The sequence below is a fragment of the Actinoallomurus liliacearum genome (genome assembly GCF_039542035.1).
Taxonomy (GTDB): domain Bacteria; phylum Actinomycetota; class Actinomycetes; order Streptosporangiales; family Streptosporangiaceae; genus Actinoallomurus; species Actinoallomurus liliacearum.
The window spans coordinates 185,800-210,549 of the sequence record NZ_BAABHJ010000001.1 but is presented as its reverse complement, the minus strand read 5'-3'; the positions used below and the strand labels follow the sequence as shown (position 1 = coordinate 210,549).

The window sequence follows — 24,750 nt, the reverse complement described above, 5'->3', positions numbered from 1 at the left end:
ATCGCGATAGGTTCTGAGGCGTGGAGGACATCGACCGGCAGATCGTGGGCCTGCTCGCCGAGGACGGCCGTATGAGCTTCACGGACCTGGCGCGCGAGACGGGCCTGTCCGTGTCCGCGGTGCACCAACGGGTGCGGCGGCTGCAGAAGCGTGGCGTGATCAGGGGTTACGCGGCGGTGCTCGACCACGAGGCGGTCGGCCTGCCGCTCACCGCGTTCATCTCGATCAAGCCGATAGACCCGGCGGCCCCGGACGACGCACCGGAGAAGCTCGCCCACCTGCAGGAGATCGAGGCATGCCACTCGGTCGCCGGTGAGGAGAGCTACATCTTGAAGGTGCGGGTGGCGTCGCCCTTCGCGCTGGAGGAGCTCCTCCAGCAGATCCGGGCCGCCGCCAACGTCTCGACCCGGACCACGGTCGTGCTGAGCACCCCCTACGAGGGCCGCCCGCCCCGCCTGTGAGCCGTGGCCGCCGGTGCCGACTTACTTTGTAAAGGGCGCCGGCGGCGGCTCTGCCAGAGCCTCGCTCCGCGAAGAATCCGCCGTGATGCCACGGACTCGCCACAACTCTGCCTCGTGGACGCCGTGGGCAGGGAGTTCGTCAACTCGTGGCCATGGGGTCGTCGCCTTCGCGTGGCGGGCTCGCGAGAGTACTCGCCATGTCTACGCGAATGCGCCGGGGCACGGCCTCGGGCACAGGGGATTGGCTGCTCGTGTTCCTCCAGGCGAGGGACGCGCCGCCGCGCCGCTGGCACGGCACGGCGACCGGGCCGGGGGAGTGGCTCCTGGTCTTCCTGGAGGCCGCTCGGGCGGGCCGCCTGCTCACCGGCGGCCTGGAACCGGTACGCGCGAGGGGGGCCTAGTGGTCACGCGGATGCTCTTCGCCGCCCTGTTCGGCGCGGTCATCGGCGTCGCGGAGCTGGTGGGGCGCTACCAGGACAAGCCCGCGGTGGCGGTGTTCTGCCCGTCCGGCCTGCTGTACGTCATCGTCAACGCGTCCGCCTCGACGCTGGCCCTCATCCTGGCCGAGTCGATGGGCTGGCGCTTCGCGCTGCCCGAAGGCGCCCCGCCCATCGGCGCCGACGTCGCCCAGGTGATGGCCGCCGCGATCGGCTCGGCCGCGGTCTTCCGCTCCTCCTTCATGATCGCCCAGGACAAGGGCATCAGCATCGGCCCGATCCTCCTGCTCTCCGGTCTGCTGAAGATCGTCGACGCGGCCATGGACCGCAAACGGGCGCTCAGCCGGCTGGCCGGCAACGACCTGAACGGGCTGTTCTTCGCCCGCGACCACGCCGCCCTGGCCGAGCTGTGCAGCCACGCCCTGCGGCGGTACGACCTGGCCGAGGCGCAGCGCCTCGGCGAACTCGCCGCCGACCTGCGGGCGCGCGACGACCTCACCGACGCCGACAAGCTGGACTGCTTCGGCCTGGAGCTGAGCCGCCTCGTCGGCGAGCGGGCGTTGCGCAGGGCCGCCGACCGGCTGCGGGACCGGCCGACCCTCGAGGAGGTGGCGGTGACCGTCGAGGACGTCCAGGAGGTGGAGACCGACTTCACCTCACGCCTGGGGGGAGGGAGACGGCTGGCGCGTCGTTCGGAATACTGAGTCCGGTACGGATCGCGCACGGATGAAGGAGGGCGCATGGTGGGACCGGCGGCACGGGCGGGGGAGTTCGCACAGTCGGTGAAGCCGCGCCTGCGCGGCTGGCTGCACGCCGGCACCTTTCCGGCCGCGCTCATCAGCGGGATCATCCTGGTCGCGCTGGGCCCGACCCTGTCGGCGCGGCTGGCCGCCGCGGTGTACGCCGTGACGTCGGCGCTGCTGTTCGGCGTCTCGGCGCTGTACCACCGGGGCCACTGGTCCGCGCGCGGCGAGGCGGTGCTGCGCCGGTTCGACCACGCCAACATCTACCTGATCATCGCCGGCACCTACACGCCGTTCGCGCTGCTGGCCCTGCACGGCACTGCGCGCACCGTGGTGTTGTCGGTGATCTGGTCGGGCGCCGCGGCGGGCGTGCTGTTCCGCATCGTGTGGGTGCGCGCGCCGCGCTGGCTGTACACCGCGCTCTACGTCGGCCTCGGCTGGGTGGCGGCGGGCTTCATGCCGCAGTTGCTGGACGGTGCCGGTCCGGCCGCGCTCATCCTGGTGTGCGTGGGCGGTCTGCTCTACAGCCTGGGCGGCCTGGTGTACGGGCTGCGGCGGCCGGATCCCTCACCGCGCTGGTTCGGCTTCCACGAGGTGTTCCACGCCTTCACGATCGCCGCGTACGTCGCCCAGTACATCGCGGTGTCGTTCGTCGTCTACCGCGCCGCCTGAGCGCTGGGCACGGGTCAGTACACCGCCACGCCGTAGGCGCTGAGCGGCCTGGTGATCGGCTCGAAGTACGACACGCCGCCAGCGGCACAGTCGCCGCTGAAGCCCGACAGGATGCCCAGCACCTTGTCGCCGTCGTACAACGGGGCACCGGTGTCGCCGGCCGTGGCGCAGATGCTCGTCCGGATCAGGCCGTACACGGTGCCCTCGGAATAGTTGATCGTGGCGTTGAGCGCGACCACCCGGCCGCAGCGAATCCCTGAGGCGCCGCCTCTCATGCAGACGGCCTCGCCGACATACGGAGTGCCGACCGACACGACGTCCTGGGCGCCGACCGTGCCCGGATGGGAGACGCCGCTGCCGTACCGGACGATCGCGTAGTCGTTGCCGGGGAAGCTGCTGCCGGCGGTGGTGCCGACGACCTCCCCCGTGGAGGTGGTCCAGCTGGAGACCGCGTTCCCGCAGTGCCCGGCGGTGACGAAGTAGTAGGAGCCGCCGCCGACCACGTTCACGCCCACCGTGCAGCGGTACGCCCCGCCGTAGACCGGGTCGCCGCCGGTCACCTGCGTGGCGAGGCGTTCGGCCGTGACGGGCTCCTGCCGGGCGCGCGGGGCCGCGTGCGCGGCCGGACCTGCGAGCAGGAGACCCGCGACCAGGCCGGCCGCCATGCCGCACCGGCCGACGCGAGCGAACGCAGAGCCCTGAAGTCTCACACCGACCTCCACAGCGGTTCCGGCCCCGAGCGGAGCGGGCCGGTCGGGACCGGCGACGACCGGAGCCGGCGAACCGAACGCTCCTGACAGGAGCGCCGACGCCGGTTGCCTGACAGTGTGAGCATCCGGTCATACCCCTACAAGCCGAAGGGATGACCGGGTGCGGTCAGACCGCACCGGGCCGCCCCGGACGAGGATGCCGGACGGCGAACGCCGACCCGGCGCGAGCAGGGCCCCGGCCGGGCCGGGACCGTGTCGGCCCTGCCTGCGCAGGGCAATATCGTTACTGCTCATGAGCACTCATTTCGACGTCGTCGTCGTCGGCGCGGGCCCGGGCGGGTACGTCGCCGCGATCCGGTCCGCCCAGCTTGGACTCAAGACGGCGGTCATCGAGGAGAAGTACTGGGGCGGCGTCTGCCTGAACGTCGGCTGCATCCCCTCCAAGGCCCTGCTGCGCAACGCCGAGCTGGCGCACATCTTCACCCGCGAGGCGAAGACGTTCGGCATCCAGGTCGACGGCGAGGTGCGCTTCGACTACGGCGAGGCGTTCCGCCGCAGCCGGACGGTCGCGGACGGCCGCGTCAAGGGCGTCCACTACCTGATGAAGAAGAACGGCATCACCGAGTTCAACGGCCGGGGCACGTTCACCGACCCGAACACCATCCAGGTGAACGGTGAGACGGTGACGTTCGACCACTGCATCCTCGCGACCGGCGCGAGCGCGCGGCTGCTGCCGGGCACGTCGCTGAGCGAGCGGGTCGTGACGTACGAGGAGCAGATCCTCAGCGAGGAGCTGCCCGAGAGCATCGTGATCGCGGGCGCCGGAGCGATCGGCGTCGAGTTCGCCTACGTGCTGAGCAACTACGGCGTCAAGGTCACGATCGTGGAGTTCCTCGACCGGATGGTGCCGCTGGAGGACGAGGAGGTCTCCAAGGAGCTGGCCCGGCGCTACCGCAAGCTCGGCATCGACGTGCTGACCTCCACCCGTGTCGAGGGCATCGACGAGTCGGGCGACAAGGTCCGCGTCACCGTCTCCAAGGACGGGCAGCAGCAGGTCATCGAGGCCGACAAGGTGCTGCAGGCGATCGGCTTCCAGCCGAACGTCGAGGGCTACGGCCTGGAGAAGACCGGCGTCCGGCTGACCGAGCGCGGCGCGGTCGACGTCGACGGCCGGTGCCGCACGAGCGTCCCGCACATCTTCGCCATCGGCGACGTGACCGCCAAGCTGATGCTCGCGCACGCCGCCGAGTCGATGGGCATCGTCGCCGCCGAGACCATCGCGGACGCCGAGACGATGGAGCTCGACTACGTGATGATCCCGCGCGCCACCTACTGCCAGCCGCAGATCGCCAGCTTCGGGTGGACCGAGGCGCAGGCGAAGGAGAAGGGCTTCGACGTCCAGGTCGCCAAGTTCCCCTTCACCGCGAACGGCAAGTCGCACGGCCTGGGCGACCCGACCGGCTTCGTGAAGATCCTCAGCGACAAGAAATACGGCGAGCTGCTCGGCGCGCACCTCATCGGCCCGGACGTCACCGAGCTGCTGCCCGAGCTGACCCTCGCCCAGCAGTGGGACCTGACCGTCCACGAGGTCGCCCGGAACGTCCACGCCCACCCGACGCTGGGCGAGGCGGTCAAGGAGGCGATCCACGGCCTGGCCGGCCACATGATCAACTTCTGAGACGCCGCCTGGCGCCTCACGAGGGGCGCCGATGTGGCCGGTCGCGGGCGAGGGACGCTCCTGCGACCGGCCGCGGGCGAGGGGTGCCCTGCGGCCGGCCCTGGACCTGCCGTCGGACCGGCCGCGCGGCCGCGTCAGGACCCGGAACGCCGCAGGAAGATCGGATTGGTCAGGGCCGCCATCGGGCCCCACATCAGGTTCGGGCCCATCGTGTTGCCCTTGCCGGGGCTGCCGTCGGCCATCGGATGGCGCACCTCCGCGCGCACGTACGCGGCGAGCGACGTGGTGGTCCGCCAGACGACGCTCCCCGAGCCGGAGGCGGGCAGCGACTCCTGATGCATCTGGCCCTCGTCGGTGACGAACCGGACCGTGCCGCCAGGAACGCCCTGGACGTCCAACCGGACGTCGATCGGGGCGTCGGCGGGGGCGGTCAGCGTCCCGCCGATGTCGGCGCGCCGGCCGTCGCCGCCGGCGGTGAAGGCCAGTTGGACCGTCCGTGATTCGGCGATCCAGGACCGGCCCGCCCGCAGACCGCCCATGACGGCCTCGGTGGTGAGGTCGTCGGCGTACACGACGTTGTGCGGAAGCCCGATGACCTGGGGCTCGCTGTGGGCGTCGCTGTTGCCCATGGCCGGGATCCAGCGCCTGCCCTTGCGCACCGCCTCGCCGAGCATGGCGTCCCAGGTGTCGACGGCGGACTCGTCATCGTAGGTCCACGGACCGTTCCACACCTCGACGAGATCGGCGTCGTCGTAGCCGAACTTCCATTGGCAGGCCACATAGGGGCAGTACGGATGGGCGGGCACCACCAGACCGCCCGCGCCCCGCACCTTCCGGGCGAAGCGGCCGAAGACGTCGTCGCGGGAGCGGTACCTCCAGTCGATCCACTCTCCGGCCGGCAGCCCGAGGGCCAGCCAGTGGCCGTTCCGGGTGGTGATCTCCTCGCCGGTGATGATCAGCAGATCCTCACCGGCGTACTGTCCCCACACTCCGTGGGACGACGAGGTGTTGTGGTCGGTGGACACCATGAAGTCCAGCCCCGCCGCCCGGGCGCCGGCCGCCACCTCGGCCGGCGTCCTCCGGCCGTCGGAGTGCACCGTGTGCAGGTGCCCGTCACCGCGGTACCACGCGCGGCCACGCCCCTTGGCCCGTTTCGGCGGATGGTCCGGCGTGAAGGCGGGTCCGGACGGGCCGTACGTGAGCGTGATCTGCACCGTGTAGTTCATGCCCTGCGGCGCCACCTGGTACGGCCCCAGGACGACATGCCAGGTGCCGGGCTTGATCGGCCCGGGCAGGTAGCCCGGCGTGGCCTCGCCGTTGCTGATCTCGAAAGAGGTGCGGAAGCCACCGGACCAGCCGCGAAAGCCCTTGCCGTCGAGCTCGATGCCCCGCTCGTCGAAGATTCCGACGTCGCAGGAGTTCCCCGGAGTGCCGGCGGGGACCGCCGGCCTGTCGTAGGAGTACTCGACCGCGATCCGCTGTACGCCCGCCGGGACCCGCACCGGGATGTAGACGAAGTCCGCCGCGCCGGTCTCGAGGCGTCCCGTGACGACCCGGGTCTCTTGGCCGTCGCCGGTCGTGCCGGCACCCGTCACGGCGGCGTCGGCCCGGGCGCGGGTGAAGGAGATCGGGGCGAGCGTGAGGGCGACCCCGGTGGCGGCCGCCATCAGCAACCTGCGGCGGTCGACTCCCTCTGCGTTCGGCTCCGTGCCACCCGTCTCGGGCGTCGAAGGAACAGAGCTGTGCTGACAGTGTTCATCACGGCACATGGCGTCCTCATGGGTCAGGCGAAGGGCGGCTCGGGATACGGCGCCGGGGCGGGATTCTCACGGATCGGTCCTAATATCGGGTGATCGTCGCGTGAATTACGGTGGATCATCCGCTTCGGATCCGCGGGTGACCGGCTTCGGCCAGGCCGGCCGCACGATCGGCTTCTGCGTCCGGCACGGTCCGCCGCCCGAGCGGCCCGTGCGGAACGGCGTCAGGCGCGGAAGTCGCCGGCGTGGTCCCGCGCCCATGTGGCGAACGTGCGCGCGGGACGACCGGTCAGCTCCCGCACGCTGGCGGTCAGCTCGACCGGCGAGCCGTCATGCGCCTCCCACCAGTCCAGCAGGGAGTCGGCGAAGGCGGCCGGGACGTGGTCGGCCATCTCCGACTTCCACTCCTCCCGGGTGACGTGCCTGACGGAGAAGGGACGGCCCGTCACCCGGCTCAGGATGTCGATCTGCTCGGCGAACGTGAGCGACTCCGGGCCGGTCAGGGTGTACGGGCGTCCGCCCGGGCCGGGGTCGGTGAGGACCGCGAGGGCGGCCTCGGCGACGTCGGCCTCGTGGATCGGGTCGCTGTGGGCGCCGGGGAAGGGCAGGCTGATGGGCCGGCCCGGCAGGAGCCGGCTCCACGCCAGGGCGTTGCTCGCGAACGATCCGGGGCGGAGCGACGTCGCCGGTATGGAGGACGCGTCCAGGGCCCGCTCCACGTCCAGGTGCGTTCTGGCCACCGGGCTGTCGGCGGCGTCGGGGGCGAGGACCGCCGAGGAGGACAGCAGCACGACGTGTTCGACTCCGGCGCCGGCGGCCTCCTCGATGAACGCGTCGATCCGGGACGGCTCGGCGTAAAGGAACACCGAGGTCACGCCCTTGAGAGCGGTGGCGAAGGTGGACGGGTCGGTCAGGTCGCACCGGACGGTGTCCGGGTCCGCCGGCCGGCTGGAGGCCGCGCGGAGGGCGTGGCCGCGCTCGCGCAGCAGGCCGATGAGGTTGCGGGCGACGGCGCCGCGGCTTCCGGTGATGAGAACGGTCATCTTCGTGATTCCTCTCGGAGGGCCACTAGTATGCGGACGTGACGCACATACTTCGTGGCGAAGATTGTGTGTGCCGAAGTATCTGCGTGACGAAGATAAAGTTGCGGCATGGAGGCGCCGGATGTCAAACCGGGCGGAGTTGCTCGAGCGCGTCGTGGGGGAGAGTCAGCGGCACTACGCCGCCTACACGCTGTTCAACCAGGCGATGGCCGACCGGCTCGGCCTGCATCCGACCGACGTGCAGTGCATCGCGCTGCTCGACCTGGAGCCCGGGGCGGTGACGACCGGCCGGATCGCCGAGCTCACCGGCCTGGCCTCCGGATCCGCGTCGCGGCTGGTCGACCGCCTGGAAAAGGCCGGCTTCGTCCAGCGGCGGCCGGACCCGGACGACCGCAGGAAGGCGCTCGTGGCGCTCGCCCCCGACGCGGCCGCCCGCGTCGCGGCGGCCTGGGAGACGCCGGGCAAGGCGTTCGGCGCGGTGCTCGAGCGCTACACCGACGAGCAACTCCAGATCATCGCCGACTACCTCGAGGCGGCCGCCGAAGTGGGCCGTGACCAGGCGCGCAGGCTCTCCACCGAGACGCCCTAGCGACGCCGCGGCCGGCCGGCGGCCGCTTTCGGCCGTGGGGCCCGCCCATCGCGGTGCCAGATCTTGGTACTCTCGATCTCACAGGCCGAGAGGCGCTGCAACGGGCGTACGCCCGCCACGCTCGGCCGCCATCGATGTACCGCAAGGGCGCCTCCCGACAACGGGAGGTGGTCCAGTGGACAGATCCGCTACCGACGACGGCCGGACGGGCCGGCGAGACGCGACGCAGGCCCTGCGTGACCTCCTGGACCGGCGTATCGCGGTGCTGGACGGCGCCTGGGGCACCATGCTCCAGGGCGCGCGCCTCACCCCGGCGGACTACCGGGGCGACCGGTTCGGCGACCATCCCCGTGACGTCACCGGCGACCCCGACCTGCTGAACCTGACCCGCCCGGACCTCGTTCTCGACGTGCACCGGCGCTACCTCGCGGCGGGCGCCGACATCACGACCACCAACACGTTCACCGCCACGAGCATCGGCCAGGCGGACTACGGGCTGCAGGCCCACGTGCGGGAGATGAACCTGCGCGGCGCGCAACTGGCCCGCCAGGCCGCCGACGAGGCGGGCGGGCGGTTCGTCGCCGGTTCGATCGGCCCGCTCAACGTGACGCTCTCGCTGTCCCCGCGGGTGGAGGACCCCGCCTACCGGGCCGTGTCCTTCGACGAGGTCCGCGATGCGTACGCGGAGCAGATCCAGGCCCTCGCCGACGGCGGCGTCGACCTGCTGCTGATCGAGACGATCTTCGACACGCTCAACGCCAAGGCCGCGATCACGGCCGCCCGCGAGGTCGCCCCGTACCTGCCGCTGTGGATCTCCGTCACGATCGTCGACCTGAGCGGCCGTACGCTGTCGGGCCAGACCGTCGAGGCGTTCTGGAACTCCATTGAGCACGCCGACCCGCTCGTCGTCGGCGTGAACTGCTCGCTCGGCGCCGCGGAGATGCGCCCGCACGTCACCGATCTGGCGCGCCTGGCCGGCACGTACACCGCGTGCCACCCCAACGCGGGGCTGCCCAACGCGTTCGGCGGCTACGACCAGACGCCCGAGGAGACCGCGCACCTGCTCGGCGAGTTCGCCGGCGCCGGCTCCGTCAACGTCGTCGGCGGCTGCTGCGGCACCACGCCCGAGCACATCGAGCGGATCGCCGCCGCCGTCTCCGGCCTGCCGCCGCGCGGGGTGCCCGCCCCGGCGAAGCGCACCCGCTTCAGCGGCCTGGAGCCGTTCGAGATCGGCCCGGACACCGGCTTCGTCATGATCGGTGAGCGCACCAACGTGACCGGCTCGGCGCGGTTCCGGCGGCTGATCGAGGCCGACGACCACCAGGCAGCCGTCGACGTGGCGCTGGAGCAGGTACGCGGCGGCGCGAACCTCCTCGACGTCAACATGGACGCCGACCTGCTCGACAGCGAGCGGGCCATGACGACGTTCCTGAACCTCGTCGCGACCGAACCGGAGGCCGCCCGCATCCCGATCATGGTCGACAGCTCGCGGTGGAGCGTGCTGGAGGCCGGGCTCAAGTGCGTGCAGGGCAAGGCCGTCGTCAACTCCATCAGCCTCAAGGAGGGCGAGGAGCCCTTCCTGGAGCAGGCCCGCCGCATCCGCGACTACGGCGCCGGCGTCGTCGTCATGGCCTTCGACGAGCAGGGCCAGGCCGACACGACCGAGCGCAAGGTCGAGATCTGCGGCCGCGCCTACGACCTGCTGACGCGGGAGGCGGGGTTCGCGGCCGAGGACATCGTCTTCGACCCGAACGTCCTGGCCGTCGCCACCGGCATCGCCGAGCACAACGGCTACGCCAAGGCGTTCATCGACGCGCTGCCGCTCATCAAGGAGCGCTGCCCCGGCGCCCGTACCAGCGGAGGCATCTCCAACCTGTCGTTCTCCTTCCGCGGCAACGATGTCGTACGGGAGGCGATGCACTCGGCGTTCCTGTTCCACGCCGTACGCGCCGGGCTGGACATGGGCATCGTCAACGCCGGTCAGCTCGCGGTCTACCAGGACATCCCCGCCGACCTGCTCGAACTCGTCGAGGACGTGCTGTTCGACCGGCGTCCCGACGCCACCGACCGGCTCGTCTCCTTCGCCGAGACGGTCAGCGGGAAGGGCACCCGCCGCACGGTGGACCTGTCCTGGCGGGACGCCCCCGTCGAGGATCGCCTGGCGCACGCCCTCGTGCACGGCATCGTCGACTTCGTCGAGGAGGACACCGAGGAGGCCCGGCAGCGGGCCGCGCGGCCGCTCGACGTGATCGAGGGCTCGCTGATGGACGGCATGAAGATCGTCGGTGACCTGTTCGGCGCCGGCAAGATGTTCCTGCCGCAGGTCGTCAAGAGCGCCCGGGTGATGAAGCGCGCGGTCGCCTACCTCGAGCCGTTCATGGAGGCCGAGAAGGAACAGGCCCGGCTGGAGGGCCGCCTCGAGGCGGAGCGGGGCAACGGCAAGGTCGTGCTCGCGACCGTCAAGGGCGACGTGCACGACATCGGCAAGAACATCGTCGGCGTCGTCCTCGGCTGCAACAACTACGAGGTCATCGACCTCGGCGTCATGGTCCCCGCCGCCACCATCCTCGACACCGCCGTCGCCGAGAACGCCGACGCCGTCGGGCTGTCCGGCCTGATCACCCCCTCGCTGGACGAGATGGTCGCCGTCGCCGCGGAGATGGACCGCCGCGGGCTGAAGATCCCGCTGCTGATCGGCGGCGCCACCACCTCACGTCAGCACACCGCGGTCCGGATCGCCCCCGCGTACGACGCCACCACGGTCCACGTGCTCGACGCCTCCCGCGTCGTCGGCGTCGTCTCGGACCTGCTCGACCCCGACCGGGCGGAGGCCCTGGACGCGAGCAACCGCGCCGAGCAGGACCGGCTGCGCGTCCAGCACGAGACCCGGCAGCGCAGTCCCCTGCTCACCCTCGAGCGGGCCCGCGCCAACCCCGAGCGCGTCTCGTACGACGACCTGCCCGTCCCGGCCTTCACCGGCGTACGGTCCGTCGAACCGGACCTGACGGACCTCCGCGCGATGATCGACTGGCAGTTCCTCTTCCTCGCCTGGGAGCTCAAGGGCAAGTACCCGGCGATCCTGGAGCAGCCGGTGGCGCGCGAGCTGTTCGACGACGCCAACACGCTGCTCGACCAGATCATCGCGGACGGGTCGCTGCGCGCCCAGGGACTGTACGGCTTCTGGCCCGCCCACTCCGAGGGCGACGACATCGTGCTCGACGACGGCGTACGGTTCCCGATGCTGCGCCAGCAGACGGTGAAGCCGGAGGGACGCCCCAACCGCAGTCTGGCGGACTACCTCGCCCCGTCCGGCGACCACCTCGGCGGTTTCGCGGTCGCGATCCACGGCGCCGACGACCTCGCCGCGACGTACGAGGCGGCCGGTGACGACTACCGGGCCATCATGGTGAAGGCCCTCGCGGACCGTCTCGCCGAGGCGTTCGCCGAGTACCTGCACCTGAAGGCGCGGCGCGAGTGGTACGAACCGGACGCCGACCCCGCCATCGAGGACCTGCACGCCGAACGCTTCCGCGGCATCCGCCCGGCGCTCGGCTACCCGGCGAGCCCGGACCACAGCGAGAAGCGCACGCTGTTCGACCTGCTCGGCTCGGAGCGGATCGGCATGGACCTGACCGAGTCGTTCGCCATGACCCCGGCGGCGAGCGTCAGCGGCCTGCTGTTCGCGCACCCGGCGTCCCGGTACTTCACCGTGGGCCGGATCGGCCGCGACCAGGCCGGGGACTACGCCCGTCGCCGCGGCGTCCCTCTCGGCGACGTCGAGCGCTGGCTCCGCCCGAATCTCGCCTACGACCCGGAGTGAGGTCCTGCCCGGAGATCAGCCCTTCAGACGACGTACACCGGTAACGCGTGGTTTGTCGGGATAAGTGGCCTTGGCTACTCGTTCGTCACCTGGCCGGGGTTGAGTGCGACACGACGGTCCCTCGTACGTCGGAGTGAGCGGAAGGGCGGTCGCGCCGCCGAGTCGCCGTGATCGGCTACTATCGGAGTAGTAGCCGATCGGGCGCCGCCGTTCCGTCGGATCAGGCGATGAGGCTCGGGCGGAGGTGAGGCCGGCGTGGAGCACTCCGGGCGGACGGCAGAGGCCGCGAGCGTCGCCGACGCGGCGGCCGGGTACCCGGAACGGGCCGCCCGTGCCGCGATCGTCCCGTCGTCGATGGTGCGGCTGCTGCTGGGGGCCGGCGTCGCCGTGGCCGTCGTCGTCCTCGGTGTCACGCACCGCGCGGCCGTCGGCGCCGGCGGGGACAGTCTGGCCGACGCGGACGGGGAGTGGCTCGCGCTGGCCGTGCTCGCCACCGTGGCGATGTGGATCGCCGGCACGGTGTCGCTGTTCGGGGTGATGCCGGTGCGTCCTCCGGTGGGGCGGGTGTTCGCGGTGCAGTTCGCGGCGTCGTTCGTCAACCACCTGCTGCCCGCCGGGTCGGGGGCGATGGCGGTCAACGTGCGTTTCATGCAGCGCTATGGGGTGTCACGGGGCGCCGCCGTCGGCGCGGTCGGCCTGAACTCCCTGGCCACCGGTGTCACCCACCTCGCGCTGCTGGCGGGCGCCCTGGTGCTCGCCCCGTCCGTGCTCGACCGGGCGCGCCCGCCGGGGCGGCCGCCGAGTGGCCGGGCGATGACCGGGCCGCTGGCGCACGGCGGTCTCGGTGTTCTCGTGCCGGCCGGAGTTCTCGGCGTGCTGATCCTGTCGGCGCTGGCCTTCCGCCGGCCGCGGAGATGGGGGGCCCTGCGTGCCCGTGAGGCCGCGTCGGCGGTCGCGCGGATGGTACGGGAAATGGGACAGCTGACCGCGGTGCTGCGGCATCCTGGCCGGGCGGCGGCGCTCTGGCTGGGCTCGGCGAGCCTGCCGCTGTTCCACGCGCTCGTCCTGTTCGCGATACTGCGCAGCCTCGGGGTCTCGCTCACGATCGGGACCGTCTTGGTGCTCTATGTCGGCGTGTCCGCGCTGACCGCCGTCCTCCCGTCGCCAGGGGCGATCGGCGGGCTCGACGTGGCGCTGATCGCGGGACTGACCGCCACCGGTGCGTCGTCCGCGGTGGCGGTCGGAGCCGTCCTGGGTTATCGGTTGATCACGGTGTGGCTGCCCCTGCTGCCCGCCGCCTGCACGTTCGCGGTGGTGCTGCGCCGCCAGATCATCTGACCACGCCGGCGCCCCGCGGCCCTGCCCGCCCTTCGTGAGGGCGGACAGGGCACCGACCGAAATACGTGCTGTGACGAGTTCGCCGCGCCGGCCTATGGGTGACGGCCGATTCGGGCCTCCCGAGTGCCCGCGGTCAGCGGGAGCGGGGACTAGTCGTCATCCCCCCCGAAGCCCCCAAGCCCGAGGCCGCCGAACCCGTCGAACCTGCCGTCGCGCTGGAACTCACGCTGCCGCTCGGACTGCGCCTGGTTGTTCCTGGCGATGGCGATGTTGTTGTTCCGGTTACGGATGCGGATCGGGATGTGGTTGAAGACCTCGTTGTTGTTGAAGTTGGTGTTCCGGTGGCGCGAGTGGAACCGGAAATGGTGCGAGGAGTGGCTGCAGCAGCCGCCGCCCCAGCCGCCGCCACCCCACGTGGGGACCTGCGCGGACGCGGGTGAGCTCGTCACCAGAGCGCCCGCAGCGGCGGCAAGCGCCAGAACGCCGGTAGCGCATGTCTTCTTCAGCACGTCAGTCTCCTCCTATGTCGGAACCGAACGATAGCCGTCACGCTGGCGCTTTCCTGATTTTCAGGTCCGCGCCGTGATTTGTAACATTCCCCGGCAGATTCCGGACAAGACAAGTGCTGGGTAACTTGGCAACAAAGACGCAGTTCATGAAATCGGACGTATCGGTAAGTGTCCGGATATTCCCAGCGGTGGCCCTGCCCGCTTTTTCCGGTGCGGGCAGGTGCCGGCCGGTGATAAGCCGCTGAGATGAGCTCTTTGTCCGGCCTGGGTGACGACCGATCGGCCTCGCGACGGCTCAGGATCGGCGGGAGCGAGGGCTAGTCGTCATCGAACCCGAATCCCCCGTCGAGCAGGCCGTCGCCCCCGAAGAACCCGCCGTCGCGCCCCCGGCCGTTTGTGGCGATGGCGACGTTGTTGTTGCGGTTGTTGACGTTGACGCTGGTGTGGTTGAAGATCCGGTTGCTGTTCCAGTTGCTGTTCCCGCAGCAGCCACCCCCGCCCCAGCCGCCACCCCAGCCGCCGCCCCACGTCGGGGTCTGCGCGGACGCGGGTGAACTCGTGAGCAGAGCGCCCGCGGCCGCGGCGAGTGCCAGGAGGCCGGTGGCGCATGTTTTCTTCAGCACGTCGTTCTCCTTCTTGTTGGAACCGCACGAAACAGGTGCAGGCGGCACTTTCCCGGTTCTCTGGTCTGTACCGCGACTTATACCATTCCCTGCGTCATTCCGGACAAGACAAGCCTCGAGTAAGGTGGCAATAAAGACGTAGAGCCCAGAATCGGACTTATCGGCTTGTATGCTGATATAGCGAGTGATCACTTCGACAAGGAGTTACTCCGCAGGCCGTTCTGACCGTCCAGGTCTTCGAGCGCCTCACCGGCCGCGCACAGCGGACAGGCCTCGGTCTCCGCGGCACGCCCGGCGGTCCTCGTCACCCTCATCCGGGCGCGGCGGCCTCTTTCCCGAAGCCGGCGCGGAGGCGGTCGTGGGCCTCGGGAGGGGCGCCGGTGGCGTCGAGGCCGAGAAGGGCCGCGCCCAGCAGCGGAGGAGCCTCGACGACCATGAGTTCGGCCCGCGGGGCGATGTCCGCGAGCCCGGCCTCGATCGCGGTCATCAGCCGCGGGTGCCGGGCGGCCAGGACGCCGCCGCCGAGCACGACCTCCACAGGGGTGTCGAGCAGGTCCAGGCGGCGCAGCGCGACGGCGGCGAGCGCGACGACCTCCTCGGCCTGACGGTCGACCAGGCCGCGGGCGACCGGGTCGCCGTCGGCCGCGACGGCGAACAGCACCGGGGACAGCTCGCCCAGCCGTCCCTCGTGAACCTCCCCGAAATGGATCGCCAGCCCCACCTCGCTCGCGCTGTCGCGGCCGAAGTGGGCGGCGACGGCGGCCGACAGGGCGGTACGCGGGCCGCGGCCGTCCTCGGCGCGGACGCCGTGCCACAGCGCCTCCTCGCCGAGGTGGTGCCCGCCACCCCAGTCGCCGGTCACCCTGCCGATCGAGGGGAACCGCGCCACCCGCCCGTCGGGGGCGACGCCGACGCAGTTGATGCCCGCCCCGCACACCACCGCGACGCCCCAGCGTTCGGTCGTGCCGGCCCGCAGCAGCGCGAACGTGTCGTTGCCGACCCGCACGCCGCGGCCCCACCCGCGCTCGGCGAACAGCCGGTGGAACCGCTCTTCCTCCACCGGCAGGTCCACGTTGGCCAGGTAGGCCGAGACGTGGTCCACGGGCGAGACCGCCCCGGCCGACGACAGCGCGCGTGTCACCGCGTCGACGACCGTGTCCACCGCCCGCCCCACGCCGTCGGCGACCGGGCGGAAGCCGCCGCCCCGCGCGGTGGCCAGGACCTCGCCCCGGCCGGTCAGCACGGCGACGTCGGTCTTGCTGTTGCCGCCGTCGATCGCGAGGATCACGCGGTCACCGCCCAGGGCAGGTGGGCGGCGTTCGCGGCGACCAGGCGACGGGCGAGCTCGTCGGCGGTGCTCGCCTGGCCGATGAGGGGATGGGCGAGCAGCGCGTCCGCGACCCGGTCGACACCGCCCTTCAGCGCCGCCTCCAGGGCCAGCTCCTCGTACGCGGAGACGTGCGCGATCAGCCCGGCGTACAGCGGCTCGACCGGATCCACCGGCAGCGGATCCGGCCCGGCCGAGCCGATCCGCGCCGGGACCTCGATCACCGCCTCCTCCGGCAGGAACGGCAGCCGGCCGCCGTTGCGGACGTTGACGACCTGCACGTCGCCGCGGTTCCCGGCCAGGGACGCGACCAGGTCGACGGCTGCCTCGGAGTAGTACGCGCCGCCGCGCTCCTCCAGCAGCGCCGGCTTCTCGTCCAGCGCCGGGTCGGCGTACATCTCCAGCAGTCCCTCCTCGATCGCCGTGACCTGCTCCGCCCGCGACGGGGCGTGCAACTGCTCGGCCACGACCGCGTCGTGCTCGTAGAAGTAGCGCAGGTAGTACGACGGGACCACGCCGAGGCGGCGGATGAGGGCGGCGGGCAGCCCGAGGTCGGCGGCGATGTCCCCGGCGTGGTCGGCGAGCAGCCGCGGCAGCACGTCCTGCCCGTCGACGTGCACCGCGCGTTCCCACGTCAGATGGTTCAGGCCGACGTGACCGAGCCGTACACGGTCCGGCGGCACACCGAGCACGGCGGCGAAGCGGCGCTGGAAGCCGATCGCGACGTTGCACAGGCCGACCGCGCGGTGCCCGGCGTCCAGCAGCGCGCGGGTGACGATGCCGACCGGGTTGGTGAAGTCGACGATCCAGGCGTCCGGCGCCAGCGCCGCCACCCGCTCGGCGATCCTCAGCACGACCGGCACGGTCCGCAGGGCCTTGGCCAGCCCGCCCGCGCCGGTCGTCTCCTGACCGACGCAGCCGCAGTCCAGCGGCAGCGTCTCGTCGACGTGGCGGGCCGCCTGTCCGCCGACGCGCAGTTGCAGCAGCACGGCCGCCGCGCCGTCGACGCCCTCGTCCAGTTCGGACGTCGTACGGATCACGCCGGGGTGGCCCTGCCGGGCGAAGATGCGCCGCGCCAGGCCGCCCACCAGGTCCAGGCGGCGCCGGTCGGGGTCGACCAGCGCCAGCTCCGAGACCGGCAGGGTCGCGCGCAGCCGCGCGATGCCGTCCACGAGCTCCGGCGTGTACGTCGAGCCGCCGCCGACCACACAGATCTTCACCCTTTCACCCCCGTCAAGGTCACGCCCTGGATGAAAACCCGCTGGGCCAGGAAGAACACGATGATGACCGGCAGCACGGTCAGGAGGGTCGCGGCCATCGTGAGGTTCCACTCGACGTGGTGGGCGGCGCGGAAGGTCGACAGGCCGACCGCGAGCGTCCACGTCTCCGGCTTGGTGTAGATGAGCGGGCCGAAGTAGTCGTTCCAGGCGTAGAAGAACTGGAACAGCGCCACCGCGGCGATCGCCGGCCGGGCCATCGGCAGCACCACCCGCAGCATCGCGGCGATCTCGCCGCAGCCGTCGACGCGGGCGGCGTCGGCGTACTCACGCGGGATCGTCATGAGGAACTGCCGCAGCAGGAAGATCGAGAACGCGTCGCCGAACAGCATCGGGATGATCAGCGGCCACAGCGTGCCGGTCAGGTGGAACCGCGCCCAGACGATGTACATCGGCACGATCGTGACCTGCGGCGGCAGCATCATCGTCGTGATGACCAGGACGAACGCCGTCTTCCGGCCGCGGAAGCGGAACCGTGCCAGCGCGTACGCGACGGGGATGCTGGAGATCAGCATGAACACGGTGGCCAGGACCGCGTAGATCAGCGTGTTGACGAGCCAGCGCACCATCACGCCGTGGTCGGTGGTCAGCGCCCTGCCGAAGTTCTCCCAGTGCCACGAGCTCGGCCACAGGGCGCCGGTGAGCGCCTGGTTCGCGCTCATCACCGCGGTGAGGAACATGAACACCAGCGGCGCCAGGAACATGATCGCCAACGCGATCGCGATCGCGTGGGTGGCGGTCCAGTACAGGAACCGCCGCCCGCGCCCGCCGGCGGCGGCCGGGCGCCGCGGCGCGCCGACGGCGGAGGGCCGGGCCGCGAGGGTCGTCGTGCCGGTCAACGTCGCCTCCTCTCAGTCGTCGTCGGCGAAGGCATGGAAGCGGCGGAGCAGGATCAGGGTGAAGACCATCGCGACGGCGAACAGCATGAGGGCGAGCACGCAGGCGTAGCCCATGTTGAACTGCTGGAAGCCCTCGTTGTAGAGGTCCTGCGGGAACGTCAGCGACGCGCCGTCGGGGTAGCCGGGCGCCGTGGTGGTGCCCGCCTGGTCGGCGTTGCCCTGTGAGGCGTTGGCCGCGACCATCGCCTGCGTGAAGTACTGCAGCGTCTGGATCACCCCGGTCACGACCGAGAACATCAGGACGGGGGAGATGGTCGGCAGGGTGATCCGGCGGAACTGCTGCCAGGCGTTCGCCCCGTCGATCGCCGCCGCCTCGTACAGCGTCTTCGGCACGTCGAGCAGCGCCGCCAGCAGGATGATCATGACGTCGCCGATGCCCCACAGCGCCAGCAGGGTCAGGCCAGGCTTGGTCCAGGCCGGGTCGTTGAACCAGTCCGGCAGGTGGATGCCGACCTTGGCCGCGATGCCGTTGACCGGCCCGGTGCCGGGGTTGACGACGAAGACGAACGCCACGGTCGCGGCGACCGGGGGGATCAGGAACGGCAGGTAGAAGATCGAGCGCAGGAGGTTCCCGCCACGCCTGACCCTCGTCAGCAACTGGGCGAGGCCGAGGCCGAACAGCACCCGCAGCGGCACCATCACCACGACCAGCCACAGCGTGTTCTTGATCGCCTTCCAGGCGTACGGGTCCTTGAACAGGAACCGGTAGTTCGTCAGCCCGACCGGCCGCAGCTGGAACAGGTTGTAGCGGTAGAAGGAGAAGTAGACCGTCGCGGCGAGCGGGTACGCGAAGAAGAACGCGAACCCGATCAGCCACGGCGACATGAAGGCCAGCACCCGGAGCCGGTGACGGCCACGGGAGTGATTCAGCGCGGCCAGCGCCACCTCAGCCTCCGGCCAGCTTCAGCGCGTTGTCGACCTGTGTGTCCAGTTGCGTCAGGCCCTGTTGGAGGTCGGGGACCTTGCCGGGCTCCCACTCGTCCCGCACGAAGCTCTGGAACTTCACGATGAAGTCCCCGCCGTTGACGGTCGAGGGGATCGTCGTGCTGTTGGGGTCCTTGAAGACGTCGAGGAAGGTGCGGAACTGCGTCGGCAGGCTCAGCTTCGGCGAGGCCAGCGCCGGGATCGTGCTGGGGACGTTGCCGAGGCCGTTGGCGAAGGTCACCAGCGCGTCCGTGTTCGTGGTCAGGTACTTCACGAACTCCCAGGACGCCTGCGGGTGCCGGGCGCCGCGCGGGATCCCGATGACGGTGCCGGTGATGAAGCCCCCGCCAAAGGCGTTCTGCCGGTCGTCGTTCACCGGTACGGGCGTCGTGTCGTACTGCACCTTCGGCGCCTCCTCCTGGAGGAACTTCACGCGCCACTCGCCGTCGACGGCCATGGCGACCTTGCCCTTCTCGAAGGGGTTGGACGCCTCGAACTCCTGGCCCATGCTGTGGACGAACTTCTTGACGTTGTCGTAGCCGTACCAGTCGATCAGGCTCTTCTCCCACTTCAAGTACGTGGCGAAGCCCGGGTCGGCGGCGAAGTTCGCCCGTCCCTGCGCGTTCAGCCAGGTGACTCCGAAGCTCGGGGCGATGTGCTCGGGCACGTGCTCGTAGTAGGTGATCGACGGCAGGAAACCGGCGATCTTGATGGTGCCGTCCGGGTTGCGGACCGTCAGCTTCTTGGCCAGCGCGGTGAGCTGGCTGATCGTCTTCGGCGGCTGCTGGCCCTTCATCAGCGCCTTGTTCGTGTAGAGGGCGTAGTCGTCGGCCAGCAGCGGCAGCGTGCAGCGGACGCCCTTGTACTGGGTGTAGGACTGCACCGCCTTCGGGAACATGTCCAGGTCGACGTCGTCCTTCCGCAGGAAGGGCGTCAGGTCCTGCAGCGCGCCGCTGGAGCAGAACTGGCCGACGTTGTTGGTGGAGAACGAGGAGACCACGTCGGGCGGGTTGCCGCTGCGCACCGCGTTGAGGATCTTGGTGTCGTCCTGTCCCTTCACCAGCTTGACGGTGATGTTGGGGTGCAGGCGGCGGAAGCCGGCGATGGCGTCGTCGAACGCCTTGACCTCGTGCGGGGCGCTCCAGCCGTGCCAGACCTCGATGGTCTGGCGCGCCTCGGCCTTGGGCCCGGCGTCGGTGGGGGATTTGCCGCCGCCCGCGGTACAGGCGGTGGTGACGGCGAGAGCGGCGATGAGGGCGGTTACGAGCCGCCGGGGGCGTGGGGACACTCCTGTTCTCCTTCGGGCATCGGCCGGGGGAACGGTCGGGAGGGACTCAGCGGACGGTGTTGGAGAAGATGTGTTCGCGGGTCTCGCCGAGGGCGAGGTGCAGCGCGCCGGCCAGGACGGGGTCGCCGCCGACCGAGCTGAGCCGCAGCGGGGGACGGGGGATGGTCATCGTGTACAGCTCGCGTTCGATGAGACGGCGCAGCGGTTCCCCGCCGGCGATGGGGATGTCGCCGGCGAGGACGATCAGTTCGGGGTCCAGGACGCTGACGATCGCAGCCAGGCCGGTCGCCAGCCGGGCCGCGAGCTCGCCGAGCCCGGCGGCGGCCCGCTCGTCGCTGGCCTCCAGCGCCGTACGGGCCCGGCCGACGATCTGCCCGGCGTCCCCGCCCCGGAGGCCGTGGGCGCGCAGCAGCTTGAGCACGGCCGGCGCGCCCGCGACGGCCTGCAGGCCGCCGGTGTTGGCGCGGCCCGGGCCCCGGATGATGGGCGCGGCGGCGACCGGCATGTAGCCGACCTCGCCGGCGCCGCCGGTCGCGCCGCGCACCAGGGAGCCACCGAGGACGATCGCCATGCCGATGCCCGCGCTGACCCACAGGAGGACGAAGTCGCGTGAGCCGGCGGCCTGCCCGTGGGCGAGCTCGGCCATCGCGACCAGGTTGACGTCGTTCTCGACGGCGACGGGCCGGCCGAGGCCGTCCCGCAGCCGGCTGAGCAGGTCGGGGACGTGCCAGCCGGGCAGGTGCGAGGCGTACCCGAGCCGGTCGGTGCGCGGGTCGAGGGCGCCGGGCAGGCCGATGACCACCCGGTCGATCCGGTCGGGGCGCAGGCCGGCGTCGGCGGCGGCGCCCTCGACGGCGGAGCGGGCCCGGTCCACCGCGTCGCCCGCGGCCTGTCCCGGCGTGGCCAGCTCGAAGGTCCCGGTGACCGTGCCGGTCAGGTCGGCGACGGCGGCGCGGACGCGGGCGCGCCGGACGTCGAGCGCCGCGACGTACCCGGCCTCCGGGTTGATGCGGTACACCTCCGCCGTGCGCCCGGGACCGCCCTCGCGGATCCCGTCGAGGACGACCAGGCCGGCCTCACGCAGCCGGGTGAGGAGTTGTGAGGCGGTGGGCTTGGACAAGCCGGTGATCGCCCCGATCTCGGGCCGGGTCAGCGGGCCGCGGGCCAGCAGCGCCTCCAGCGCGGCGCGGTCGTTGATGGCCCGCAGCAGGCTCGGTGTTCCGGGCGTCGAGGTGGTCACGGCGTCTCCGATACACGTGGTTAGGAAACTTTCCTAACGCGTTCTGCGGAACCTACGACCGTGCGGGCGGCGCGTCAAGACGATGCGATCGAGTCGTTATGCGCCGTGGGGGAGGGGCGCGGAAAAGAAAGAAGCGCGGCCCGGACGGGTCGCGCTATGGCGGCGTGGAAGCGCCGCCTGTCGGCCGGAGCCGCCGTACGGTGCCCGCGGCGGCGCGGTCGCGGGAATGACGCCCGTCCGGAGCGGGGCGCCGGTCAGTCGACGGTGAGGATGAACCGCTGCCGGCCGAAGGCGATCTCGTCGCCCGGGCGTACGCGCGTCGGGCCGGCGATGCGGTAGCCGTTGACCCGGGTGCCGTTCATCGAGCCCAGGTCCGACAGCAGCCAGGTGTTGCCGGTCCGGCGCAGCTCGGCGTGCATCCGGGAGACGGACAGGTCGGTGACGACGAACTCGCAGGTCGGCGCGCGCCCGATGACCAGGCGCGCCCGGTCGAGGCCGGGCAGGGTGAACCGGGGGAGCCGCGGCGCCCGCCAGGCCGCCTCGATGCGGGCGGTCATCGCCGACAGCGAGGCGACCGCGCCGGTCAGGCCACGCAGGACGCGGTTGCCCGCCGGCAGGTCGTCGACGAGGAGGGACAGCTCCGCCTGGGTGCGAGCGCGCAGCGCGGAGTCGACGCGGCGCTCGAACGTCTCGTGCGACAGCCGTCCCTCGGCGGCGCGGTCACGGAGCACGCGAAGGACACGGTCGCGGTCCTCGTCCGACGCGCGTACCGGAAGCCCCTCCATGACTGGCAAGTATCAGGTCCGAAAAGTCCGTTGTCCAGCGAAGCGCGTCGCGACCCGCAATATTTGATCTACATTGTAAAGGCGGTCGGTCGTCACAGACCTCTTCCGGCGACAGGCGTCCAGGCGACCTCCAACGCGGGCGGCTTCCGGAAGACCAGACCTCGGGGCGTGGCCGGGCCGGCGAGCCGCAGCTCCGGCAGACGAATCAGGGCTCGCAGCATCGTGATGGTCTCCAGCCGGGCCAGGTGGGCGCCGAAACAGAAGTGCGGGCCGTGCGCGAACGACAGGTGACGGTCGGCGTTCGCCCGCCGGGGGTCGTAGCGGTCCGGGTCGGCGAAGACGGCCGGATCGCGGTTGGCGGCCGTGATGGAGACCCGGACCAGGTCGCCCTTGGCGATCCGGGCGCCGCCGAGCGCGACGTCCTCGGTGGCGTACCGGTCCACCACCGAGGCGGCGGGCTCCAGGCGGACCGACTCCTCCACGGCCGGCGCGAGCAGGTCCGGCTCGGCGCGTACCGCTGTGAGCCGGTCCGGCCGCTCCAGCAGGTGCAGGACGGCGTTGGTGATCATGCCCTCGGTGGTGTCGATGCCGCCGAACATCAGGACCGCCGCGTTCGCCACCACCTCGTCGGTGGTCAGGTGACGCGCGGCGGCCGCCAGCAGGGTGTCGTCCGCCGCGCGCTCGTCGAGGGCCGCTTCGACCTTGGCCCGCAGCCGGTCGTAAGCGTCCCCGGCGTTCGCCGGGCGGCCCGCCGTGATGGCCGAGACCGCCTCGACGAACGCGTCGTACCACGAGCGGATCGTGGCCGGCGTGACGTCCCGCAGGCCGAGCGCCTCGGTGACCACGGCGACGGCGAGGGGCCCCGCCAGGTCGGCGCGGACCTCGGCGTGCCCGCGCGGCGCGACGGCGCCGACCAGCCGGTCGACCTCGGCACGGACGAACTCGGTGAACCGGGCGCGGGTCTCGGCCGGGCGGAACCGGCGCGCGAACGCGTCGCGGTGCCGGGTGTGCTCGGCCCCGTCCAGGGAGAGCATGCTGGTCCCGACGACCTGGGCCGTCGAGAAACGCGGGTCGTCGACGGTGTACCGGGTGTCGCGCAGGACGCGCAGCGCCAGATCGTGGCGGGTGACGAGCCATCCGCCGAGGGCGGGGATCCAGGACACCGGCTCGGCCGCGCGCAGCCGGGCCAGGAGCGGATGCGGATCGGCGTCCAGTTCCTCGATGGTGGCGCTCGCGCCGACAGGAAAACTCACCTATGCGACATTAGGGCCTTTTCTTCCCCTTGGATCCCCGTACGCCCGACGGACCCGGGTCAGTGCAGGAACTTCAGTCCCACGACGCCGGCGATGATCAGTGCCAGGCAGACGAGACGGGCCGTGGTGGCCGGCTCGCCGAGGACGGTCATGCCGTACAAGGCCGTGCAGGCGGCCCCGATGCCGACCCAGATCGCGTACCCGGTGCCGACCGGGACGGTGCGCAGGGCATAGGCCAGGCCGAGCATGCTCAAGAGCAGCGCGACCACGAACAGCACGCTGGGCCAGAGGCGCGAGAAACCGTGAGAAGTCGACAGGGCGGCGGCCCAGACGGTCTCCATGAGGCCCGAGATGATGAGGACGATCCACGTCACGACGATGTCTCCGCAGGTAAGACGGCCATGTCAACGTCGTCTTGTCATGCCGGGTACGACGTGCTCGTCCGGGACCGGCCCGAGAAACGGCATCATCGGGCAGCCGAATCCGACGTTAGCACGTAGTCCGGAATCGGCGGCGACCGTGCGGTGTCGTCGGTTAGGCTCGCGCCTCATGCCGATCGTCTCCCGCCGCAGCGTCCTCATCGCCGGGCTCGGCGGAGTCGCCGCCCTCGCCGGCGCGGGCGCGGCGTACGGCCTCGTCGAGGCGGACGTGCTGCCCGGGCGCTACCGCCTGGCGCCGTACCTGGGAAAGTGCGGGGAGATGCCGCCGCTGCCCAAGGTCGCGCCCGGCGCGGTCGAGCAGGCGGAGTTCCGCTCACCGGCCGGCGGCACCGCGCGCGTCGTGCTCGGCTATCCCGCCGCCGTCACGAAGGGACTGCCGGTCGTCGTGATGCTGCACGGCTCGGACGGCGACGCCCGCACCCCCTTCGACACGTACGGTGTCCAGTACCACCTCGCCGACGCCGTGCGGCGGGGCGCCCCTCCGTTCGCCGTCGCCGCGATCGATGACTGGGCGGACGCCGAGTGGCGGCCGTCGCCCGTCATCACCCGGAATCTGCTGCCCTTCCTACGCGACCACGGATTGTCGACGACCCGGATCGGCCTGCTCGGCTGGTCGATCGGCGGCCGGGGCGCTCTCCTGCTGGCGTCCGCAGTGGGGCCCGGACGTGTCGCCGCCGTCGCGGCGGCCTCGCCCGCGCTGTCGGAAGCGGACGTGACGGCGCTGGGCCGTACGCTCGGTGGCGTTCCGGCGTCGCTGACCTGCGGACGCGACGACGCGTTCGCGCCGCCGACAAGGGATCTGCTGGCCCGGCTCCGCGCCGCCCACCGGGCCGATGTCACGGGCGGGATCCATCCCGGCTGCCACGACGCCGCGTTCCGCCGCCGGATGCTGCCGGACCAGGTCGTGTTCCTCGGCCGTCACCTGTCCCGGGTGTGA

At 71.5% G+C, this 24,750-nt stretch carries 23 protein-coding genes and 2 riboswitches; of the genes, 9 read left to right on the top strand and 14 right to left on the bottom strand.

Annotated elements, in window-relative coordinates:
• The first annotated feature begins 20 nt into the window (after positions 1–20).
• The 4 genes from ABD978_RS00995 (at position 21) to trhA (ending at position 2,313) form a co-directional block, all read left to right on the top strand.
• Positions 21–461 carry an Lrp/AsnC family transcriptional regulator gene (locus tag ABD978_RS00995; protein ID WP_345346629.1) on the top strand — a complete coding sequence of 147 codons (441 nt, stop codon included), beginning with the start codon at positions 21–23 and terminating at the stop codon, positions 459–461.
• 197 nt (positions 462–658) lie between these two features.
• Positions 659–862: a hypothetical protein gene (locus ABD978_RS00990; RefSeq protein WP_345346626.1), complete on the top strand. Its 204-nt coding sequence runs from the start codon at positions 659–661 to the stop codon at positions 860–862.
• A complete protein-coding gene (locus ABD978_RS00985; protein ID WP_345346623.1) occupies positions 862–1,602 on the top strand; it encodes a hypothetical protein in 741 nt (246 codons plus the stop codon). The genes ABD978_RS00990 and ABD978_RS00985 overlap by 1 nt, the downstream gene beginning before the upstream one ends.
• Before the next feature lie 36 nt (positions 1,603–1,638).
• On the top strand, positions 1,639–2,313 hold the full coding sequence (trhA, locus tag ABD978_RS00980; RefSeq protein ID WP_345346620.1) for a PAQR family membrane homeostasis protein TrhA: 675 nt from the start codon (positions 1,639–1,641) through the stop codon (positions 2,311–2,313).
• A 14-nt stretch (positions 2,314–2,327) separates the two neighbouring features.
• Here trhA and ABD978_RS00975 read toward each other — a convergent pair whose 3' ends face one another.
• Positions 2,328–3,023, bottom strand: a complete 696-nt coding sequence (locus ABD978_RS00975) for a S1 family peptidase (RefSeq protein WP_345346617.1) — start codon at positions 3,021–3,023, stop codon at positions 2,328–2,330.
• Positions 3,024–3,315: 292 nt separating this feature from the next.
• Between ABD978_RS00975 and lpdA the strand changes: the two genes are divergently transcribed.
• Positions 3,316–4,701: a dihydrolipoyl dehydrogenase gene (gene lpdA / locus ABD978_RS00970; protein ID WP_345346614.1), complete on the top strand. Its 1,386-nt coding sequence runs from the start codon at positions 3,316–3,318 to the stop codon at positions 4,699–4,701.
• 134 nt (positions 4,702–4,835) lie between these two features.
• Here lpdA and ABD978_RS00965 read toward each other — a convergent pair whose 3' ends face one another.
• Positions 4,836–6,368 carry a CehA/McbA family metallohydrolase gene (locus ABD978_RS00965; protein WP_345346611.1) on the bottom strand — a complete coding sequence of 511 codons (1,533 nt, stop codon included), beginning with the start codon at positions 6,366–6,368 and terminating at the stop codon, positions 4,836–4,838.
• Positions 6,369–6,682: 314 nt separating this feature from the next.
• Positions 6,683–7,501: an SDR family oxidoreductase gene (locus ABD978_RS00960; RefSeq protein ID WP_345346608.1), complete on the bottom strand. Its 819-nt coding sequence runs from the start codon at positions 7,499–7,501 to the stop codon at positions 6,683–6,685.
• Positions 7,502–7,622: 121 nt separating this feature from the next.
• Between ABD978_RS00960 and ABD978_RS00955 the strand changes: the two genes are divergently transcribed.
• From ABD978_RS00955 to ABD978_RS00945, 3 genes are all read left to right on the top strand, one after another.
• Positions 7,623–8,090 (top strand): MarR family winged helix-turn-helix transcriptional regulator, encoded by a 468-nt coding sequence (locus ABD978_RS00955; RefSeq protein WP_345346604.1) that lies wholly within the window; start codon positions 7,623–7,625, stop codon positions 8,088–8,090.
• A gap of 81 nt (positions 8,091–8,171) precedes the next feature.
• Positions 8,172–8,250: riboswitch (S-adenosyl-L-homocysteine riboswitch) on the top strand.
• 15 nt (positions 8,251–8,265) lie between these two features.
• The gene (metH, locus tag ABD978_RS00950; protein ID WP_345346601.1) at positions 8,266–11,910 is read left to right on the top strand and encodes a methionine synthase; all 3,645 of its coding nucleotides are present in this window, start codon (positions 8,266–8,268) and stop codon (positions 11,908–11,910) included.
• A 255-nt stretch (positions 11,911–12,165) separates the two neighbouring features.
• Complete coding sequence (locus ABD978_RS00945) at positions 12,166–13,248, top strand: lysylphosphatidylglycerol synthase transmembrane domain-containing protein (protein WP_345346598.1); 1,083 nt, start codon at positions 12,166–12,168, stop codon at positions 13,246–13,248.
• A 149-nt stretch (positions 13,249–13,397) separates the two neighbouring features.
• Here ABD978_RS00945 and ABD978_RS00940 read toward each other — a convergent pair whose 3' ends face one another.
• From ABD978_RS00940 to ABD978_RS00890, 11 genes are all read right to left on the bottom strand, one after another.
• A complete protein-coding gene (locus ABD978_RS00940) occupies positions 13,398–13,757 on the bottom strand; it encodes a hypothetical protein (protein ID WP_345346595.1) in 360 nt (119 codons plus the stop codon).
• A 317-nt stretch (positions 13,758–14,074) separates the two neighbouring features.
• On the bottom strand, positions 14,075–14,380 hold the full coding sequence (locus ABD978_RS00935) for a hypothetical protein (RefSeq protein ID WP_345346592.1): 306 nt from the start codon (positions 14,378–14,380) through the stop codon (positions 14,075–14,077).
• Between the two features lie 310 nt (positions 14,381–14,690).
• Positions 14,691–15,668, bottom strand: a complete 978-nt coding sequence (locus tag ABD978_RS00930; RefSeq protein ID WP_345346589.1) for an N-acetylglucosamine kinase — start codon at positions 15,666–15,668, stop codon at positions 14,691–14,693.
• A complete protein-coding gene (locus tag ABD978_RS00925; protein ID WP_345346586.1) occupies positions 15,665–16,927 on the bottom strand; it encodes a 6-phospho-beta-glucosidase in 1,263 nt (420 codons plus the stop codon). Before ABD978_RS00925 ends, ABD978_RS00930 begins: the two co-directional genes overlap by 4 nt.
• Positions 16,924–17,823, bottom strand: a complete 900-nt coding sequence (locus ABD978_RS00920; RefSeq protein ID WP_345346583.1) for a carbohydrate ABC transporter permease — start codon at positions 17,821–17,823, stop codon at positions 16,924–16,926. The genes ABD978_RS00925 and ABD978_RS00920 overlap by 4 nt, the downstream gene beginning before the upstream one ends.
• Before the next feature lie 12 nt (positions 17,824–17,835).
• Positions 17,836–18,768 carry a carbohydrate ABC transporter permease gene (locus ABD978_RS00915; RefSeq protein ID WP_345346580.1) on the bottom strand — a complete coding sequence of 311 codons (933 nt, stop codon included), beginning with the start codon at positions 18,766–18,768 and terminating at the stop codon, positions 17,836–17,838.
• Position 18,769: 1 nt separating this feature from the next.
• Complete coding sequence (locus tag ABD978_RS00910; RefSeq protein ID WP_345346577.1) at positions 18,770–20,095, bottom strand: ABC transporter substrate-binding protein; 1,326 nt, start codon at positions 20,093–20,095, stop codon at positions 18,770–18,772.
• A gap of 46 nt (positions 20,096–20,141) precedes the next feature.
• Positions 20,142–21,335, bottom strand: coding sequence for an ROK family transcriptional regulator (locus ABD978_RS00905; protein ID WP_345346574.1), 1,194 nt, complete (start codon positions 21,333–21,335; stop codon positions 20,142–20,144).
• 254 nt (positions 21,336–21,589) lie between these two features.
• Positions 21,590–22,120, bottom strand: coding sequence for an FHA domain-containing protein (locus tag ABD978_RS00900; RefSeq protein WP_345346571.1), 531 nt, complete (start codon positions 22,118–22,120; stop codon positions 21,590–21,592).
• A 92-nt stretch (positions 22,121–22,212) separates the two neighbouring features.
• Positions 22,213–23,373, bottom strand: coding sequence for a cytochrome P450 (locus ABD978_RS00895; RefSeq protein ID WP_345346568.1), 1,161 nt, complete (start codon positions 23,371–23,373; stop codon positions 22,213–22,215).
• 59 nt (positions 23,374–23,432) lie between these two features.
• On the bottom strand, positions 23,433–23,747 hold the full coding sequence (locus tag ABD978_RS00890; protein WP_345346565.1) for a DMT family transporter: 315 nt from the start codon (positions 23,745–23,747) through the stop codon (positions 23,433–23,435).
• A 30-nt stretch (positions 23,748–23,777) separates the two neighbouring features.
• Positions 23,778–23,842: riboswitch (guanidine-III (ykkC-III) riboswitch) on the bottom strand.
• Positions 23,843–23,922: 80 nt separating this feature from the next.
• Between ABD978_RS00890 and ABD978_RS00885 the strand changes: the two genes are divergently transcribed.
• Positions 23,923–24,750 (top strand): alpha/beta hydrolase, encoded by an 828-nt coding sequence (locus ABD978_RS00885; protein WP_345346562.1) that lies wholly within the window; start codon positions 23,923–23,925, stop codon positions 24,748–24,750.

Bases quoted from the DNA above. Each gene is read 5' to 3' on its own strand.
- ABD978_RS00955 (WP_345346604.1), top strand. From the start codon at position 7,623: ATGTCAAACCGGGCGGAGTTGCTCGAGCGCGTCGTGGGGGAGAGTCAG.
- lpdA (WP_345346614.1), top strand. From the start codon at position 3,316: ATGAGCACTCATTTCGACGTCGTCGTCGTCGGCGCGGGCCCGGGCGGG.
- trhA (WP_345346620.1), top strand. From the start codon at position 1,639: ATGGTGGGACCGGCGGCACGGGCGGGGGAGTTCGCACAGTCGGTGAAG.
- ABD978_RS00885 (WP_345346562.1), top strand. From the start codon at position 23,923: ATGCCGATCGTCTCCCGCCGCAGCGTCCTCATCGCCGGGCTCGGCGGA.
- ABD978_RS00900 (WP_345346571.1), bottom strand. From the start codon at position 22,120: ATGGAGGGGCTTCCGGTACGCGCGTCGGACGAGGACCGCGACCGTGTC.
- ABD978_RS00960 (WP_345346608.1), bottom strand. From the start codon at position 7,501: ATGACCGTTCTCATCACCGGAAGCCGCGGCGCCGTCGCCCGCAACCTC.
- ABD978_RS00990 (WP_345346626.1), top strand. From the start codon at position 659: ATGTCTACGCGAATGCGCCGGGGCACGGCCTCGGGCACAGGGGATTGG.
- ABD978_RS00965 (WP_345346611.1), bottom strand. From the start codon at position 6,368: ATGGCGGCCGCCACCGGGGTCGCCCTCACGCTCGCCCCGATCTCCTTC.